Source organism: Streptomyces spectabilis (genome assembly GCF_008704795.1).
GTDB lineage: Bacteria > Actinomycetota > Actinomycetes > Streptomycetales > Streptomycetaceae > Streptomyces > Streptomyces spectabilis.
In genome coordinates this window covers 2,945,507-2,962,741 of record NZ_CP023690.1, presented here as the reverse complement: position 1 = coordinate 2,962,741, position 17,235 = coordinate 2,945,507, and the positions used below count along the sequence as shown (strand labels likewise).

The window sequence follows — 17,235 nt, the reverse complement described above, 5'->3', positions numbered from 1 at the left end:
GAGGGCCCATGAGCGCCAACAGCCGCATGACCGTGGCCACGCACGCGCTGACGTGGATGGCCCTGGTCTGCCCCAAGCGGCCGGACGGCATCGTGACGTCCGACCAGATCGCCGACAGCGTCAACACCAACCCCGTCGTCATCCGCCGCACGCTCGGCAGCCTGCGCGACGCGGGCCTGGTGGTGTCGCAGCGCGGCCAGGGCGCGGGCTGGCGCCTCGCCCGCGAGCCCGGGGCGATCACCCTCCGGGACGTCTACCTCGCGGTCGAGCCCGACCCGCTCCTCGCCCTCCACCCTTCGACTCCCAACCAGAAGTGCCCGGTGGGCCGCGGCATCCCGCCGGTCCTGCGCGGCGCGTACGACCGCGCGGAGGAGGCGATGAAGGCCGAACTGGCCGAGGTCACCGTCGCCGACGTCCTCAAGGAGACGGTCGCCTGACCCACCCGCCGCCGAACGGGCCGGTCCGAGCGGACCGGCCTTTCTCGCGCCCCATGTCGTAACAATTTCTGTTACGTCATCTGGTGGGTGACCGCCCCGAAACCAGGCGCCGCAGACCGGCGGAGCGCTCGCCCCGACCACCTGCCCGATCCACCTGCCCGATCCACCGCACCCACAGGAGGCCCGCCCCCGTGTACCGCCCACTCCTCGTCCTGGCCGCAGGCATGTTCGCCATCGGCACCGACAGCTTCGTCATCGCCGGCATCCTGCCGGACGCGGCCGACTCGCTCGGCGTGTCCGTCGGCACCGCGGGATGGCTGCTCACCGCCTACGCCTTCACGTACGCCGTCCTCGGCCCGGTCATGGCCGCCCTCACCGCGCGCAGGTCCCGGCGCCCGCTGTTCCTCGCCGGATTCGCCGTCTTCACCGCGGGCAACCTCCTGACGGCCTTCGTCCCCGACTTCGGCGTGGCCCTGGCCGGACGGGCGCTCGCCGGGTTCGGCGGGGCGATGATCACCCCGGCCGCCGTCGCCGCGGCCGCGGCCCTCGCCCCGCCCGAGCGGCGCGGCCGTGCCATCGCCACCGTGATGACGGGCCTCAGCGCGGCCACCGCGCTCGGCTCGCCCCTCGGCACGGCGATCGGCAGCGTGACCGGCGACTGGCGCCTGACCATGGTGTTCGTATCGGCGGTCGGGGTGCTCGCCGCCGCGGCCATCGCCCTGTTGCTGCCCACGATCCCCACGCCGCCCGCGGTCCCGCTGCGCACGCGCCTCGCCCCGCTGGCGGACCGCCGCATCGGCCTCACCCTGCTCACCACGCTCCTCGTCTACACCGGCCTCTACACGGTCTACTCCTTCATCGGCGAGAGCCTCGACCGCGCGACGGGCGGCAGCGGCACCACCTTGGCCGTGCTGCTCTTCGTCTGGGGCCTGGCCGCCACGGCCGGCACGCTCGGATCGGGCGGCCTGACCGACCGCTTCGGCGGCCGCCGCGTCATCAACGTCGCGATCGCCGTGGCGGCGGTCGACTTCGCCCTGCTGCCGTGGACCAGCGCCCATCTCCCGTCCACCGTCGTGGCGTTGCTCGTCTGGGGCGTCTGCGGCTGGGGCCTCCTGGCGCCGCAGACGCACCGCCTGATCGGCGCCCTGCCGAGCGCGGCGCCCCTCCTCACGGGCCTGGCCTCGGCGATGGTCTACGTAGGCGTCTCGGCGGCCCCGCTGGTCGGTCAGGCGGGCATGGCCTGGGCGGGCCCGCACTGGCTGGGCCCCATCGGCGCGGCCTTCATCGTCCTGGGCCTCGTCGCGGCGGAGACGGCCCACGCCACCATCCGCTCACGGCGGGCCGAGGGGCTCACCACGTCTCGGACGCCCCGGCCGCGGGGGAGGAAGGACCGGCCCGGCGCCCGCCGAGCGCCTTGAGCGCGAGCAGCGGGAAGGCGAGGACGGAGAGCATGGCCGCGCCGACCAGGGCGGCGGCCTCGCCGGAGGCCAGGACGCCGTCGTCGGTGCCGATGGTGGTGATGGCGACGACGAGCGGCAGACAGGTGGAGGAGTACAGGGTGAGCGCGGTGCGTTCGCGCCGGGACAGGTCGCGCGGGGCGAGCAGCCACGTGGGTCCCCCGCGCACCAGCAGGAACAGCAGGAGGAAGACCGGCAGGAGGGCGAGCGGGCGGCCGCCGTCGAGCAGGGCCGAGAGGTCGAAGCCGATGCCGGTGACGATGAAGAAGACGGGGACCAGGAAGCCGAAGCCCATGGCCTCGATCCGGCCGAGGACCTCGGCGCCCGCCTCGGGGCCGGCGCCCCGCAGAACGAGCCGGGTGAGCAGCCCGGCGGCGAACGCGCCGAGGAGGGTGTCGAGGCCGAACGCGGCGGACAGACCGAGCATCGAGGCGAGCAGCAGCATCACGTACCGCACGGCGAACTGGCCGCTGGAGTGCAGGGTCTTGGCGACGACGCCCGCGAACCACGGGGGGCGCGGGCGCAGCGCCCAGAAGACGGCGACGGCCGTGACGGCGGCGAACGCGACGAGCAGCGCGGTCGCGACGCCGGGGGCCCGGCCGCTGAGCAGCAGCGAGATCGCGATGACCGGCCCGAACTCGCCGACCGCCCCGAACGCCATCACCACGGTGCCGAACCGGCCGCGCAGCAGGTCCGCGTCGCGCAGCAGCGGCAGGACGGCGCCGAGCGCGGTGCTGGTCAGGGCGGTGCCGATGACGAAGCTCTTGGTGGCCTGCGCACCGGTCAGGGCGAACGCGATCGCGAGGGCCACCGCGAGGGCCACGGCCCAGGCCCCGACCGCGCGCCGCAGCGTGTCCCCGCGCACGGCGGCGAACTCGATCTCGTACCCGGCCAGGAAGATCAACATCGAGAGCCCCAGGCTGGACAGCGTGTCGATGACGGTGTCGGGCCGTGCCCAGCCCAGCACGTCCGGACCGATCACGACCCCCAGGACGATCTCGAACACGGCCACGGGAACGGTCAGCCGACGCCCGACCGCATACGCGAGCAGCGGCGCAAGCACCGCCATGGCCATGATCAGGATCAGCGTCCCGGGATGCGACATGGGTACTGACTAGCACAAATAGGGGCAAAGCAATGGGAGCGGCCGATCCGGGAGGCCCCGCCGACGGCGGGCGGCTGATACCTGGATGACACACATTCGCGGGCCACTGGACGCACGACCCTGACCGGTTGGATGCGGTCTCCGCCAAACCTTGGTGACGTGCGGGGATCACCGCACGTGCCGGTCGTGGAGAGGTGCTTGCGGTGAGGGGTCGTCGGGTGCGGGGCGTCGGGGCTGTGTGCGGAGGCACCGCGCTGCTGGCCGTCGTCGGTGTCGGAGGGTGGTTCGGGTTCGCCCGGGGCGAGGGCGGCGAGGCCCCGCGGCCGGGCGAGGCCGCCGCGGTCGCCGGGCGGCTCGACCTGCCGTGGCCCGGGGAAGGGCAGACGAGCATCGCGGTGGAGGGCCTCGGCAGCCTCGGCCGCGAGGGCGGGCGCCAGCCGGTGCCGATCGCGAGCGTCGCCAAGGTCATGACCGCGTACGTGATCCTCAAGGAGCACCCCCTCGCGGGCGGGCAGCAAGGGCCGAGGATCAGGGTCGACGCGGCCGCCGCCGAGGAGTCCCACTCGCTCAGCGAGTCGACGGCCCCGCTCCGCGAAGGGCGGCGGCCCACCCAGCGCCAGCTCCTGGAACTGTTGCTGCTGCCCTCCGGCAACAACGTCGCCAGGCTGCTCGCCCGCTGGGACGCCGGGAGCGAGAAGGCGTTCGTCGTGAAGATGAACCGCGCCGCCGCGCGGCTCGGCATGGACCGTACGACGTACACCGGCGCCAGCGGATTCGAGGCCAGCACCAGGAGCACCGCCGACGACCAGCTCAAGCTCGCCCGGCAGGCGATGAAGGAGCCCGTGCTGCGGGCCGTGGTGGCGCTGCGCAGCACGACGGTGCCGGGCGTTCCCGGCACCGTCACCAACACCAACCGGCTCCTCGACGAGCCCGGGGTGATCGGGCTCAAGACCGGTTCGAGCACGCCCGCGGGCGGCAACCTCATGTGGGCCGCGGAGGTGACGTCCGGTGCGAAGCGACACCTCGTGCTCGGCGTCGTCCTCGGGCAGCGCGCCCGCACCACTCCCACGGAGGGCCTGGACGCCGCCCTGGAGAAGAGCGGTGCGCTGATCGAGGCCGTGCGGACGGGCCTGCCCGCCGCGCTGCGTGCCGGCGAGCCGGTGCGGACATGACCCTGTCGCCCGAACGCGCCGACGGCCGGGCCGAGTCGCCCGAGCGCACCGGATCCCAGGCCGGAGGCGGTCGTTCCCACCGGTCCGGGTGGCTCGTCGCCACGCTCGCCGTACTCGTCGCGCTGCTCATGCTCGGCCACTCGCTCGTGCCCAACGCCCTCGGGAACTCCGGCAGCCTCCTTGAGACCTTCCTGCCCTGGCTCGGGGCCAGCGTGCCCGTCCTGTTGGGGGCGGCCCTGCTGCGACGGTCCGCCGTCGCCTGCGCCGCCGTCGCGCTCACGGCCGTCGTCTGGTGCTCGCTGTTCGCCGGCACGCTCCTCGACAAGAGCTCCCCGGGCGGGGACCTGTCCGTGGTCAGCCACAACGTCCACGACGGCAACCCCGACCCGGGGCGCACCGCCCGCGACCTCGCCGCCTCGGGCGCCGACGTCATCGCCCTGCAGGAGCTGACCGCGCGCACCGCCCCGGTGTACGAGCGGACATTGGCCGCCACTTATCCGCACCACGCGGTACGGGAGTCCGTCGGCCTGTGGAGCAAGCGTCCGATCCGGGACGTGGAGCCCCTCGCCATCATGCCGTGGACCCGCGCCCTGCGGGCCACCGTCGACACCCCCAAGGGGCCGCTCGCCGTGTACGTCGCCCACCTCGCGTCCATCCGCGTGCACCCGAGCAGCGGATTCGCCACCGAGAAGCGCAACGAGGCGGCCGCGCGGCTCGCCGGTTTCGTACGCGAGGAGAAGCTGCCCCGGGTCGTCGTGGCGGGAGACCTCAACGGCACCGTCGACGACCGCGCGCTGCGCCCGCTGACCTCGCGGCTGCGGTCGGCGCAGGAGGAGGCGGGGCAGGGCTTCGGGTTCAGCTGGCCCGCCTCGTTCCCGGTGGTCCGGCTCGACCAGATCCTCTCGCGCGGCGTCACGCCGGTCTCGGCCCGGACCCTGCCGCGCACCGGAAGCGACCACCTGCCCGTCGCGGCCGCCTTCCGCCTGTGACGGCCGTGACGGCTATGACGGGCGGAGGACGCGTTGGCGCCGCACCCGCGTACGACCAGCCGATCGCCATCGAACATCGAACATCGAACATCGCGAACAGGATCTAGGGTGAGCTGATGGGACAGAACCGTGGCGGCGGCTCCGCCAGTGTCCGCGTCCTGCTGGTCGAGGACGACGACGCGATCCGCAGGTCCGTCGGCATGGCCCTGGAGCGCTACGGCTATGAGGTGTCCGCGGCGCCGGACGGGCTGACGGGCCTGGAGATGTTCCGCGACGGGCAGCACGACCTGCTGCTCCTCGACATCATGCTGCCGTTCCTCGACGGGATCGGGCTGTGCCGCAGGATCCGTGAGACGAGCCAGGCCCCGATCCTGATGATGTCCGCCAGGGGCGACGCCCTGGACGTCGTGGCGGGCCTTGAGGCCGGTGCGGATGACTACGTCATCAAGCCGGTCGACACCACGGTCCTGGTGGCGCGCATCCGCACGCTGCTGCGGCGGGCCACCTTCTCCGCGACCACGCCCGGGACGGCCGACGACGACGCGGTGCTCACTTTCCGGAACCTCACCGTCGACACCCGCGGCCTGGAGGTGCGCACCGACGGACACCCCGTCGCGCTCACCCCCACCGAGCTGCGCCTCCTCCTCGAATTCGTGGCCGCGCCCGGGATCGTCCTGGAACGGCAGCGGCTGCTGCGCACCGTGTGGGACTACGGCTGGGAGGGCGACAGCCGGGTCGTCGACCTGGCGGTGCAGCGGCTGCGCAAGAAGATCGGCGCCGATCACATCGAGACAGCGCGCGGCTTCGGCTACAAGTTCCGGCGCTGACGTGGCACGTGACACGGTCCGAGACCGTCGCTCGCTGCTGCGCTTCGTCGACCCCCGCTCGCTGCGCTGGAAGATCGCCGCCGGTGTCGCCGCCGCTGCCTGCGCGATGGCCGTCGGCATCGGCGTGCTCGTGCACCAGCGCACCGAGGAGCGCGGTCTTGGCATCGGTCGTGCCGCGGCGCTGCGCGAACTCGACCTGGCCAAGGCGGAGTTCCGCGGCGAGCAGCCCACGCGCCGCGACCCCGGGGAACGCTCGAACTACGTCGTCGGCGACGAGGTACCCACCCCCTTGCGAGACCGGCTGGCCTCCGCCACCTCCTCCACCGTGACCTGGCGCGACACCAGCAAGCCGCTCCAAGGGCCCAGCATGTGGGCAGCCACGCGGGTCGACGGAACCGTGATCGCCGTCAGCGTCAGCATGCTCGGCGAGCAGCTCAGCCTCGAAGCCCTCGACCGCCACATCCGGTACGCGGCCATCGCCATGCTGGCCGTCGTCGTCCCCCTCACGCTGCTCGCCGCCGAACTGGTCCTACGACGCCTGCGGCGCGTCGCGGGGACGGCCCGCCGCATCCGCCACGGCGACCTCGACGCGCGCACCGAAGGCCGCGGCCACGACGAGATCAGCGAGATCTCCTCGGCCGTCGACCACATGGCGGACGCGCTCCAGGAGCGGCTGCGCGGCGAACAGCGCTTCACCGCGGACGTCGCCCACGAGCTGCGCACCCCGCTGACCGGCCTCGTCACCTCGGCCTCGCTGCTGCCCGAGAGCGAGGCCACCGAGCTGGTCCGCGACCGGGTGCGGGTGCTGCGGGGCCTGGTGGACGACCTCCTGGAGATCTCGCGCCTCGACGCGGGCGCGGAGCGGGCCGACACCCAGCCGGTACCGCTCGGGGAGCTGGTGGCGGAGTCCGTGCGCAGGGTGGGCCTGGAGGAGCACGTCACCGTCACCGTCGTCGGGCGCCCCGTGGCCGAGACCGATCCGCGCCGGCTCGACCGCATCGTCACCAACCTGGTCCTCAACGCCCACCGCCACGGCGGGGCACCGGTGGAGGTCACCGTCGACGCCGCGACGGTCGTCGTACGCGACCACGGCCCCGGCTTCCCCGAGGACCTGCTCCGCCACGGCCCCCAGCGCTTCCACACAGCCACCCCCGAACGCGGCCACGGCCACGGCCTCGGCCTGACCATCGCCCTGGGCCAGTCCCACGTGATCGCCGCCACCCTCACCCTGACCAACGCAACCCCGCACGGAGCAGTCGCCACCCTGACGCTCCCCTCGCCGGCCTGAGCAACGTCCCACCGACGCCGAAGGCCGCCACCCAGTAGGCGACGGCCTTCACCGAATCAAGCAGGGACCCGCGGCTTAGATGTCGAAGTACAGCTCGAACTCGTGCGGGTGCGGGCGCAGCTGGATCGGGGCGATTTCGTTGGTGCGCTTGTAGTCGATCCAGGTCTCGATGAGGTCGGAGGTGAAGACGCCGCCGGCCTGGAGGTACTCGTTGTCCGCCTCGAGGGCGTCGAGGACCGCGGGGAGGGAGGTGGGGACCTGGGGGACGCCCGCGTGCTCCTCGGGGGCCAGCTCGTAGAGGTCCTTGTCGATCGGCTCGGCCGGCTCGATCTTGTTCTTGACGCCGTCGAGGCCCGCGAGGAGCAGGGCCGAGAAGGCGAGGTAGGGGTTCGAGGACGGGTCCGGGGCGCGGAACTCGACGCGCTTGGCCTTCGGGTTGGAGCCCGTGATCGGGATGCGCATCGCGGCGGAGCGGTTGCGCTGCGAGTAGACCAGGTTGACCGGGGCCTCGAAGCCGGGGACCAGGCGGTGGTAGGAGTTCACCGTCGGGTTGGTGAAGGCCAGGAGCGAGGGGGCGTGCTTGAGGATGCCGCCGATGTAGTAGCGGGCGGTGTCCGAGAGGCCCGCGTAGCCCTGCTCGTCGTAGAAGAGGGGCTCGCCGCCGGTCCACAGGGACTGGTGGACGTGCATGCCCGAGCCGTTGTCGCCGAAGATCGGCTTCGGCATGAAGGTCGCGGTCTTGCCGTTGCGCCAGGCGACGTTCTTCACGATGTACTTGAAGAGCATCAGGTCGTCGGCCGCGGCGAGCAGCGTGTTGAACTTGTAGTTGATCTCGGCCTGGCCCGCCGTGCCCACCTCGTGGTGCTGGCGCTCGACCTTCAGGCCCTGCTTGTCCAGCTCGAGGGAGATCTCGGCGCGCAGGTCGGCGAAGTGGTCGACCGGCGGGGCCGGGAAGTAGCCGCCCTTGTAGCGGACCTTGTAGCCGCGGTTGTTCTCGACCGCGCCGGTGTTCCAGGCGCCCGCCTCGGAGTCGATCTCGTAGATCGAGCGGTTGGCGGAGGTCTCGAAGCGGACCGAGTCGAAGACGTAGAACTCGGCCTCGGGGCCGAAGTACGCGGTGTCCGCGATGCCGGTGGAGGCGAGGTAGGCCTCGGCCTTCTTGGCGACGTTGCGCGGGTCGCGGGAGTACTGCTCGCCCGTGATCGGGTCGTGGATGAAGAAGTTGACGTTGAGGGTCTTGTCCCGGCGGAAGGGGTCGACGCGGGCCGTCGACAGGTCCGCGCGCAGCGCCATGTCGGACTCGTGGATGGCCTGGAAGCCGCGGATGGACGAGCCGTCGAAGGCCAGCTCCTCCGTGGGGTCGAACGCCTCGGCCGGCACCGTGAAGTGCTGCATCACACCCGGCAGGTCGCAGAAGCGGACGTCTACGAACTTCACGTCCTCATCCGCGAGGAACTTCTTGGCGTCGTCGGCGTTCTGGAACATCCAGCTCCTCCTACTCCCGCCCAAGGAGGAGCGGGGTTGCAGCTCGGTCGTGCGGCCAGTGCGGTGGCACACGCTGGACCCGACCATAGGGAGGGGGCATTTCTCAAGCGTGACCCGTTTGTTTCGCCGAAGTTAACCGGGCGGGGGTGCCGCCCCCGTTCCCGGCACCTGTCAGCAGGACCCCGGCGAGGCCCGTACGCGATCGGGCGCAGTACCGTGGACGGGTGGACAACAGGCAAGCAATCGGATCGTGGCTCTCCGGCCCCCGCGCGGCGGCGGAGGACGCGGGCGTCGACTTCGGATACCGGGGAGAGCGGCTCGGCCTGCCCGAGGAGGGCCCGGGTTCCATCGCGCGTCCGGGCCGCAGGCTCGGGGCGATCGCCGTCGACTGGGCCCTGGTCATGGTGATCGCGTACGGCCTGTTCGCGCGGGACAACGCGCAGGCGGCGGGCAACTGGGCGCTCGGTCTGCTCTTCGTGATGAGCGTCCTGACCGTCGGCACGGTCGGCTGCACGCCGGGCAAGCGGCTCTTCGGTCTGCGCGTCATCGCCGAGGACGGCGGCCGTCTCGGCATCGGCCGCGTGGCGGTGCGCAGCGTGCTGCTCTGCCTCGGTGTCCCCGCCATCATCTGGGACCGCGACGGCCGCGGCCTCCACGACCGCCTGGCCCGCGCGGTGCAGGTGCGCGGCTAGCTTCCCCGGGGCGCCCGGAAGAGGCCTTCAGGCATAACCGGAAGAGGCCTTCAGGCATAAGAGGCCTTCGGACATACGTCGATGGGGCGGCCGGAACCTTCGAGGTTCCGGCCGCCCCATCGACGTATACGCGTACGACGCGCTGGCTACCGCGCCTTCGGACCGCGCGGCATGCGCACGTTCTTCGGCATCGGCCCCTTCGGCAGGGGCATGTTGCTCATGAGGTCGCCCATGGCCTTCAGGCGGTCGTTGGTCGCCGTCACCTGGGGGCCCTGGAGGACGCGGGGGAGCTTCAGGAGCGTGGTGCGCAGCTTCTTCAGCTCGACCTGGCCCTCGCCGGTGCCGACGATGACGTCGTGCACGGGGACGTCCGCGACGATGCGGGCCATCTTCTTCTTCTCGGCGGCCAGCAGCGGCTTCACGCGGTTCGGGTTGCCCTCGGCGACGAGGACGATGCCCGCCTTGCCGACGGTGCGGTGCACCACGTCCTGGCTGCGGTTCATCGCGACCGCGGGGGTCGTCGTCCAGCCGCGACCGATCTTGTCGAGCACCGCGGCCGCCGCGCCGGGCTGGCCTTCCATCTGCCCGAAGGCCGCCCGCTCGGCGCGGCGTCCGAAGACGATCGCCATCGCGAGGAAGGCGAGCACGAAGCCCAGGATGCCGAGATAAACGGGGTGGTCGATCCAGAGGCCGATCGCGAGGAAGACACCGAAGGTGACGATTCCCACAGCTGCGATGACGAGACCGATCTTGGAGTCGGTCCGCCGGGTCATCTTGTACGTGAGAGCGATCTGCTTGAGTCGCCCCGGGTTCGCCGCGGCGTCCGCCGCGGTGGTTTCCTTCCTCGCCATGCCCTGAGTCTACGTGTCCCCGCGGGCTGCTACGACGTGCGGGTGGTGCCCGCCTCTTCCAGTACCCGCTGGGCCTCGACGCGGTCCTTCGCGCGGCGCCGGTCCTCGAGCACGGACGTCCAGGCATTGCGGCGCGCGGTGCGCTGGCCGCTGCGCAGGAGCAGCGACTCGACGGCGCGCAGCGCGTCGGTGACGGACGGAATGGCGGTGGCGCGTACGGGCGCGGCCTGCATGATGATGCCCTCCGAGATCCGAGAAGCGATGGTGAACGGGGGAACGCTACGAGTGGCTCTCGCTGGCACTGCGTCGTGCGGTGGGGGCCAGTGGCTGGGGCTGCCGCCAGGCCTCTGGTCAAGGCCCTACGTGCGGTAGTTCCAGCGTCACTGATTGGTGTTACCAGGGCGTGACCGAGCGGTCAAACGTCGATGAAGCCTTGACGCGGAGGGGCCGAACGCTGACGTGGCCCATACGGTCGCCCCTACCTGCGGAGACCGTATGGGCCACGACTTCTCGGACACTACTGATCGGTAGCCACTTGTGCGGGGATTCACACGCGCCGGGGCCGGGCCGTCAGTGGGTCGGCTCGTCAGACCGCCTGCGAGGCGACGTACGCGCCGCGGCGCTCGATGGCCATCTGGTAGAGCCGCCCCGCGCGGTACGAGGAGCGGACCAGCGGGCCCGACATGACGCCGGAGAAGCCGATCTCCTCGGCCTCCTCCTTGAGCTCGACGAACTCCTGCGGCTTGACCCAGCGCTCCACCGGGTGGTGGCGCACCGACGGGCGCAGGTACTGGGTGATCGTGATGAGCTCGCAGCCCGCGTCGTGCAGCTGCTGGAGCGCCTCGCTGACCTCCTCGCGGGTCTCGCCCATGCCGAGGATCAGGTTCGACTTGGTGACCAGGCCCGCCGCGCGGGCCTCGGTGATGACCTTCAGGGAGCGCTCGTAGCGGAAGCCGGGGCGGATGCGCTTGAAGATGCGCGGCACCGTCTCCACGTTGTGGGCGAGCACCTCGGGGCGGGACGAGAAGACCTCGGCGAGCTGGTCCGGCTCCGCGTTGAAGTCGGGGATCAGCAGCTCGACCTTGGTGTGCCCGGCCTCGCGCGCCGCGGTCATGGTGTGGATCTGGCGCACGGTCTCCGCGTACAGCCAGGCGCCGCCGTCCTCCAGGTCGTCGCGCGCGACGCCGGTGATCGTGGCGTAGTTCAGGTCCATCGTGACGACGGACTCACCGACGCGACGCGGCTCGTCGCGGTCGAGGGCCTGCGGCTTGCCGGTGTCGATCTGGCAGAAGTCGCAGCGCCGCGTGCACTGGTCACCGCCGATGAGGAACGTCGCCTCGCGGTCCTCCCAGCACTCGTAGATGTTGGGACAGCCCGCCTCCTGGCAGACCGTGTGCAGGCCCTCGCTCTTCACGAGCTTCTGCATCTGCGTGTACTCGGGGCCCATTTTCGCCCGGGTCTTGATCCACTCGGGCTTGCGCTCGATGGGGGTCTGGGCGTTCCGGACCTCCAGGCGCAGCATCTTGCGTCCGTCGGGTGCGACTGCGGACACATCGGCTCCCTGCTAGCTGGCGTAACTTCGATTCGTCGGCGCACCCCAGGGTACGCCCGTTGTCTCATGGGGCTTACTTGCGGCCAACCTCTGGCCAAGGGGGTGCATTCCCGAACGCGCCCCCGGAGTCGCGCGGCGGCTAGGAGAGGGCCGTCTCGGGGACCCGCTCGGCGGGCTTCGGCTCGATGACCCGCGGCCGCAGGTCCGCGTTCTCCAGGATCTCCGCGAGGTGCTTCTCCACCACCGGCAGGACGTCGGCGATCGTGAGGTCGCGCCCCAGCTCGTTCGCGATCGACGTCACGCCCGCGTCGCGGATGCCGCACGGGACGATCCTGTCGAACCAGGTGTTGTCCGGGTTCACGTTCAGCGCGAAGCCGTGCATGGTGACGCCCTTGGCGACGCGGATGCCGATCGCGGCGACCTTGCGGTCCTCGCGGCGCTGGCCCGCGTTGGAGGGCGCGTACTCCGGGCCGTTGAGGCGGGGGTCGAACTCGTCGTCCGTGAGGCGCGGGTCGAAGTCCAGGTCGAGGCCGCCGAGGGCCGGGCGCCGCTCCACCGGGTCGCCGAGGACCCAGACGCCGCTGCGGCCCTCGATCCGCGTGGTGGCCAGGCCGAACTCGGCACACGTTCGGATAAGCGCCTCTTCCAGACGCCGTACATGTGCTACGACGTCCACCGGGCGGGGCAGCTTCTGGATCGGGTAGCCGACGAGCTGGCCCGGGCCGTGCCAGGTGATCTTGCCGCCGCGGTCCACGTCCACGACGGGGGTGCCGTCCAGCGGGCGCTCGCTCTCGGCCGTGCGGCGGCCCGCGGTGTAGACCGGCGGGTGCTCCAGGAGCAGGCAGGTGTCCGGCACCTCGTCCGTGAACCGGGCCGCGTGCACGCGGCGCTGCTCGTCCCAGGCCTCCTGGTACTCGACGTACTCCGGGCCGAAGCCCAGCCGGATGAATCGCAACTCGCCCACGGCGCGTGCCTCCCTAACCTCACCGTGCACCGAAACCTCACCGCACACGGAAACCTTCACCGTGCACGGATCGCGCCCCAGCCACTGTACGACCGGCGCCCGGTCGTCAGCCCTCCGGCCAATCCTCACACGATCGGATGAATGCGGCTTGAAGGTCGCGATGCGGGCTGTGCAGGCCGTTACATTCACGCCGTTCACGAGGCCAAATGGGCTGCTCAAGGCAGGCCCAAAGGGCAGGAGACCGCACAGCTGATGACGGAACGACCCCCGCAGCGCACCCCCAACCGCCAGCTCGCCGCACTCATCGCGGAAGCCGGATTCTCCAATGCGGGCCTGGCCCGTCGCGTCGATCAGCTAGGGCTCGAACACGGGCTCGACCTCAGGTACGACAAAACATCGGTGACACGCTGGCTGCGCGGCCAGCAGCCGCGCGGTACGACGCCCGCGCTGATCGCCGAGGTCTTCACCCGCCGCCTCGGCCGCCGGCTCTCCGCGCAGGACCTCGGGCTCGACGCCTGCGCGCCCGTCTACGCGGGCCTGGAGTTCGCGGCGTCGCCCGAGGAGGCCATCGACATCGTCGGCGGCCTGTGGCGCAAGGACTCCGGCAGCCATGCCGAGCTGCGCAAGATCGCCTTCACCCCGGCCGGGCTCGTCGTGCCGAGCAGGGACTGGCTCATCGGCCGCGCCGACGAGCGCGTCGCCCGCGGCGGCGAGCCGCCGCAGAACCCGCGGGTGCCCCCGCAGGGCCGCCCCGGGGTGCCGCGCCAGCGCCGCGACACCGACCGCGGCCCCGGACACCGGGTGTCCGGCGGCGACATCGCGGCGCTGCGCTCCGTCGGCGAGCTGTTCCGCGCGCTCGACCACGCCTACGGCGGCGGCCACGCCCGCCAGGCCCTCGTGCGCTATCTGGAGCACGAGGCCGAGCCGATGCTCCGCGGCACCTACAACGAGCAGGCCGGGCGCCGCCTCTTCGCGGCCGCCGCCGACCTCACCCGGCTCGCGGGCTGGACGTCGTACGACATCGCGGCGCACGGCCTCGCCCAGCGGTACTTCGTGCAGGCCCTGCGCCTGTCCCAGGCGGCGGGCGACCGCGCGTACGGCTCCTACGTCCTGGTCACGATGAGCCGCCAGGCCGTCTATCTGGGCCACGGGCGCGAGGCCGTGCAGCTGGCCCGGGTCGCGCAGCAGGGCGTGGGTTCCTCCGCGCCGCCGGTGGTGCAGGCCCTGTTGCACGCCGTGGAGGCGCGCGGCCACGGCGTGCTCGGCGAGGTGCGGGCGTGCACGGCCTCCATGGTGCGCGCCGAGCGCGCCCTGGAAGCCGCCCGGCCGGGTGACGAGGTGCCGTACTGGGCGCGCTTCTTCGACGAGGCACAGCTCGCCGACGAGTTCGCGCACTGCAACCGCGATCTCCAGCAGTACCGCGCGGCCGCCCAGCACGCCGAGCGCTCCCTCCAGCTGCGGGCGCCCGGGTACGCCCGCTCCCGGCTCTTCTGCCGCGTCGTCCTGGCCACCTCGCGCCTGGGCCTCGGCGAGCTGGAGCAGGCCTGCCAGCTGGGCGCGGAGGCGGCCCAGGCGGCGGGCGAGATGCGCTCGGTGCGCGCGGTGGAGTACGTGCGCGACTTCGAGCGCCGCCTGGAGCCGTACCGGGACGCGGCTCCGGTACGCGGGTACCGCGACAAGGTCGCGGCGCTCGGCTGACCACGGGGGCGCCTCCGGCGGGGCGCCCCCCTTCCCCTGCGGGGCGCTGCCTCCTACGCGGCGGTCGGGAGGCGGGCCTCGGTGTGCGTGGGAGTGATGCCGAGGTCGGTCAGGACGGCGTGGGCCGCGCGTCGGCCCGAGTGCAGGGCGCCCTGCACCGTGCTGGTGTCGCGGTGGTCGCCGCACACGTACAGGCCCGACAGGAGCCGCACCGGGCGGCGCAGGTCGTGCGGCGGCGGCATCGCGGGCACCGCCTCGCGGGTGTGGTGCACCGCGAGCGGCTCCCACCGGTCCGTCGGCGTGCCGTACAGCTCGGCGAGATGGGCGAGCACGGTGCGGTCGAGGTCGTCCGGCGGCGGGCCGAGGACGGTCGACGAGACGAGGAAGCGGCCCGCGGGCGCGCGCGTGGGATCGACGTGGCTGACGACGGCCGTGTGCGCGACCGGACCCCGCCGGTCGGCGTCCAGGAGCAGCGCGGGCTCGGCGAGCGGCGGCTCCGGGGCCGCGTGGTGCACGACGGTCACCGGGTGGAAGGACGGCACGCGAAGGCCCGGAAGCAGCTCGGCGGCGGCGCGGGCGTCGGTGGCGAGCAGGACGCCGCGGCAGGTCAGCTCGCCGTGCTCGGCGGTCGTGACGCGGTTGGCGGCCACCGCGGTGACGCGGACGCCGGTGCGCACCGTTCCCGGCGGCAGCGCGGCCGCGAGCAGCTCGGGCAGGACGTCGGCGCCGCCCTCGGGCAGACACAGACGGCCCCGCGCGAAGGCGTGCAGGGCGAGGTCGGCGCACCGGCTGGACGTCGTCAGGTCGGGGTCGCAGAGCAGCGCGGACAGCAGCGGGCGCAGGAAGCCCTCGATGGTGCGGGCGGGCAGGCCGCGGGCGGACAGGGCCCGCGCGGCCGGGAGTTCGGGGCGCGCGAGCAGCCGCCGCACGGGGGTCGCGGCGAGCCGGGCCAGGGCGGCGCCGAGCCGGGCCTGGTCGAGCGCGCTCCCCAGCGGAGTGCTGCGTGCGGGCGGCCGTGACGTCCGCAGGGGCGTGCGCGCGGCCGTGCGGACCGGACGCGGCACGCGGGGGGCGCTCGCGAGGGCGCGCGCCGCATGGAGTGCGCCCCGTGCGCGCCGGGGGCTCTGGCTGCCGAGGAACTCGGCGGTGCGGTGGTGCTGCCCCTCACTGTGGACGAGAAGGCCGGGTGCGAACGGGCGTAGGGCGAGCGCGTCGAGCCCCGGAGTGTGACGTAGTTCCGGATACGACGTGCTGAGCAGCTGCCCGATCCTGTCGAGCCGGAATCCGTCCACCTTCTCGGTCGACATGCGGCCCCCGACGTAAGGGGCGGCCTCCAGGATGACGGTCGTTACCCCGGCCCTGTTCAGCTGGTGTGCGGCCGACAGTCCCGAGACCCCGGCTCCCACGATGACGACATCCGCATGGTGCGCAGGCTCTGGCACGTGCTCCTCCCGGAGGTTGCGCGGCTGCTGGGGACGCTTATGCCCTTCACCGGGCGGTGGAATCCCCGAGTTCCGCTTGAGGGTAGGAGCCCCGTGGGCCGCTGCCAGTCGCGCATGGACCGGGCATGGTCGCACGACGGTCGCACGCGGACGGCGAAACGATTGCGTGTGGGCACGCGGGGGCGCCGCGAACGCCAGGGCACGGCCGCCCCCTCGCCTCCGTGGCCCCTTGCCTGTTTGTCCGTCGGGTGCGGGTGGGTGGGGGCTGGGCGCGCAGTTCCCCGCGCCCCTATGGGGCGCAGCCCTATTTCAGTGCCGCTCGGATCGCGGCGGCGATCGTCGGGTGCGTGAAGGTGAAGCCGGACTCCAACAGCCGTGCGGGCAGCACCCGTTGGCTGCCGAGGACGTCCCCGGCCATCTCCCCGAGCACCAGGCGCAGGGCGGGGGCAGGGGCCGGGAACAGCGTCGGCCGGTGCAGCGCCCGGCCCATCGCGGCCGTCACCTCGCGGTTGGTCACCGGCGTCGGCGCCGTCAGGTTGAAGGGGCCCGACAGGTCGTCGCGGGCAAGGAGATGCCGTAGGGCGGCGACCTCGTCGCGCAGCGCGATGAAGCTCCAGTACTGCCGCCCGTTCCCGAGCCGCCCGCCGAGGCCGGCCTTGAACAGCGGGAACATCCGCCCCCACGCGCCGCCCGAGCGCGCGACGACCAGGCCGCTGCGCGCGAAGGCCGTGCGGATGCCCGCGTCCTGGGCGGGCCGGGCCGCCGCCTCCCAGTCCACGCACATCGACGGCAGGAAGCCCTCGCCCGCGGGGGCGCTCTCGTCCACCGCGCGGTCACCGGTGTCCCCGTAGTAGCCGATCGCGCTGCCGTTCACGAACACCCGGGGCGGCTCGTCGAGCGAGGCCACGGCGGTGGCCAGCGTCTTCGTGCCGAGCACCCTGCTGTCGTACAGCTCCCGCTTGTAGGCGTCCGTCCAGCGCCGGTCGCCGATCCCGGCGCCCGCCAGATTGACCACGGCGGTGCAGCCCGCGAGCCCCGCCCTGTCCACGCGGCCCGCGGCGGGGTCCCAGCGCACTTCCTCCGCCGTGCGCGGGGCGCGCCGGACGAGCCGCACCACCTCGTGTCCGTCGGCGGCCAGGGAGCGCGTCAGGGCCGATCCGATGAGCCCGGAGGCACCGGCGACGGCGACGCGGGAGGGCTGTTCCGAAGAGTCCGAGGGCTGCGGACGCGTAGGCTCCATGGGCCCATCCTGCCGCGAAAAGGGCGGGTGGGGCGT

At 72.8% G+C, this 17,235-nt stretch carries 16 protein-coding genes; 8 read left to right on the top strand and 8 right to left on the bottom strand.

The features are described 5' to 3' along the window. Positions 1-8: 8 nt before the first annotated feature. Positions 9-437, top strand: coding sequence for an Rrf2 family transcriptional regulator (locus CP982_RS12805; RefSeq protein ID WP_150510637.1), 429 nt, complete (start codon positions 9-11; stop codon positions 435-437). Between the two features lie 191 nt (positions 438-628). Beyond that, positions 629-1,855 (top strand): MFS transporter, encoded by a 1,227-nt coding sequence (locus tag CP982_RS12800; RefSeq protein ID WP_150510636.1) that lies wholly within the window; start codon positions 629-631, stop codon positions 1,853-1,855. Here the strand turns inward: CP982_RS12800 and CP982_RS12795 are convergent. Then, positions 1,788-2,999, bottom strand: coding sequence for a cation:proton antiporter (locus CP982_RS12795; RefSeq protein ID WP_150510635.1), 1,212 nt, complete (start codon positions 2,997-2,999; stop codon positions 1,788-1,790). The genes CP982_RS12800 and CP982_RS12795 overlap by 68 nt on opposite strands. Positions 3,000-3,202: 203 nt before the next feature. Between CP982_RS12795 and CP982_RS12790 the strand changes: the two genes are divergently transcribed. The 4 genes from CP982_RS12790 (at position 3,203) to CP982_RS12775 (ending at position 7,275) form a co-directional block, all read left to right on the top strand. Next, complete coding sequence (locus CP982_RS12790) at positions 3,203-4,171, top strand: D-alanyl-D-alanine carboxypeptidase family protein (RefSeq protein ID WP_229878916.1); 969 nt, start codon at positions 3,203-3,205, stop codon at positions 4,169-4,171. Next, complete coding sequence (locus CP982_RS12785) at positions 4,168-5,160, top strand: endonuclease/exonuclease/phosphatase family protein (protein ID WP_150510633.1); 993 nt, start codon at positions 4,168-4,170, stop codon at positions 5,158-5,160. The genes CP982_RS12790 and CP982_RS12785 overlap by 4 nt, the downstream gene beginning before the upstream one ends. Before the next feature lie 116 nt (positions 5,161-5,276). Next, on the top strand, positions 5,277-5,987 hold the full coding sequence (gene cseB / locus CP982_RS12780) for a two-component system response regulator CseB (RefSeq protein WP_150510632.1): 711 nt from the start codon (positions 5,277-5,279) through the stop codon (positions 5,985-5,987). A 1-nt stretch (position 5,988) separates the two neighbouring features. Further along, positions 5,989-7,275, top strand: coding sequence for a sensor histidine kinase (locus CP982_RS12775; RefSeq protein ID WP_229878917.1), 1,287 nt, complete (start codon positions 5,989-5,991; stop codon positions 7,273-7,275). A 75-nt stretch (positions 7,276-7,350) separates the two neighbouring features. On the opposite strand, the gene glnA is transcribed toward CP982_RS12775, so the two are convergent. Next, the gene (glnA, locus tag CP982_RS12770) at positions 7,351-8,760 is read right to left on the bottom strand and encodes a type I glutamate--ammonia ligase (RefSeq protein WP_150510631.1); all 1,410 of its coding nucleotides are present in this window, start codon (positions 8,758-8,760) and stop codon (positions 7,351-7,353) included. A gap of 224 nt (positions 8,761-8,984) precedes the next feature. Between glnA and CP982_RS12765 the strand changes: the two genes are divergently transcribed. Continuing rightward, positions 8,985-9,452 (top strand): RDD family protein, encoded by a 468-nt coding sequence (locus CP982_RS12765; protein ID WP_150510630.1) that lies wholly within the window; start codon positions 8,985-8,987, stop codon positions 9,450-9,452. 146 nt (positions 9,453-9,598) lie between these two features. Here CP982_RS12765 and CP982_RS12760 read toward each other — a convergent pair whose 3' ends face one another. The 4 genes from CP982_RS12760 to lipB form a co-directional block, all read right to left on the bottom strand. Then, positions 9,599-10,303, bottom strand: coding sequence for a DUF4191 domain-containing protein (locus CP982_RS12760; protein WP_138959334.1), 705 nt, complete (start codon positions 10,301-10,303; stop codon positions 9,599-9,601). A 29-nt stretch (positions 10,304-10,332) separates the two neighbouring features. Further along, positions 10,333-10,536: an SCO2195 family GlnR-regulated protein gene (locus CP982_RS12755; protein WP_150510629.1), complete on the bottom strand. Its 204-nt coding sequence runs from the start codon at positions 10,534-10,536 to the stop codon at positions 10,333-10,335. A gap of 353 nt (positions 10,537-10,889) precedes the next feature. Then, the gene (gene lipA, locus CP982_RS12750) at positions 10,890-11,855 is read right to left on the bottom strand and encodes a lipoyl synthase (RefSeq protein WP_150510628.1); all 966 of its coding nucleotides are present in this window, start codon (positions 11,853-11,855) and stop codon (positions 10,890-10,892) included. A gap of 139 nt (positions 11,856-11,994) precedes the next feature. Continuing rightward, a complete protein-coding gene (gene lipB, locus CP982_RS12745; RefSeq protein WP_150510627.1) occupies positions 11,995-12,819 on the bottom strand; it encodes a lipoyl(octanoyl) transferase LipB in 825 nt (274 codons plus the stop codon). A gap of 252 nt (positions 12,820-13,071) precedes the next feature. Here lipB and CP982_RS12740 point away from each other — a divergent pair, with 252 nt between their 5' ends. Further along, on the top strand, positions 13,072-14,517 hold the full coding sequence (locus tag CP982_RS12740; protein WP_144003042.1) for an NsdA family TPR-like regulatory protein: 1,446 nt from the start codon (positions 13,072-13,074) through the stop codon (positions 14,515-14,517). 53 nt (positions 14,518-14,570) lie between these two features. On the opposite strand, the gene CP982_RS12735 is transcribed toward CP982_RS12740, so the two are convergent. Beyond that, the gene (locus CP982_RS12735; protein WP_150510626.1) at positions 14,571-15,959 is read right to left on the bottom strand and encodes an NAD(P)/FAD-dependent oxidoreductase; all 1,389 of its coding nucleotides are present in this window, start codon (positions 15,957-15,959) and stop codon (positions 14,571-14,573) included. A gap of 304 nt (positions 15,960-16,263) precedes the next feature. Next, positions 16,264-17,199, bottom strand: a complete 936-nt coding sequence (locus tag CP982_RS12730) for a TIGR01777 family oxidoreductase (RefSeq protein ID WP_150510625.1) — start codon at positions 17,197-17,199, stop codon at positions 16,264-16,266. Between the last annotated feature and the right edge of the window lie 36 nt (positions 17,200-17,235).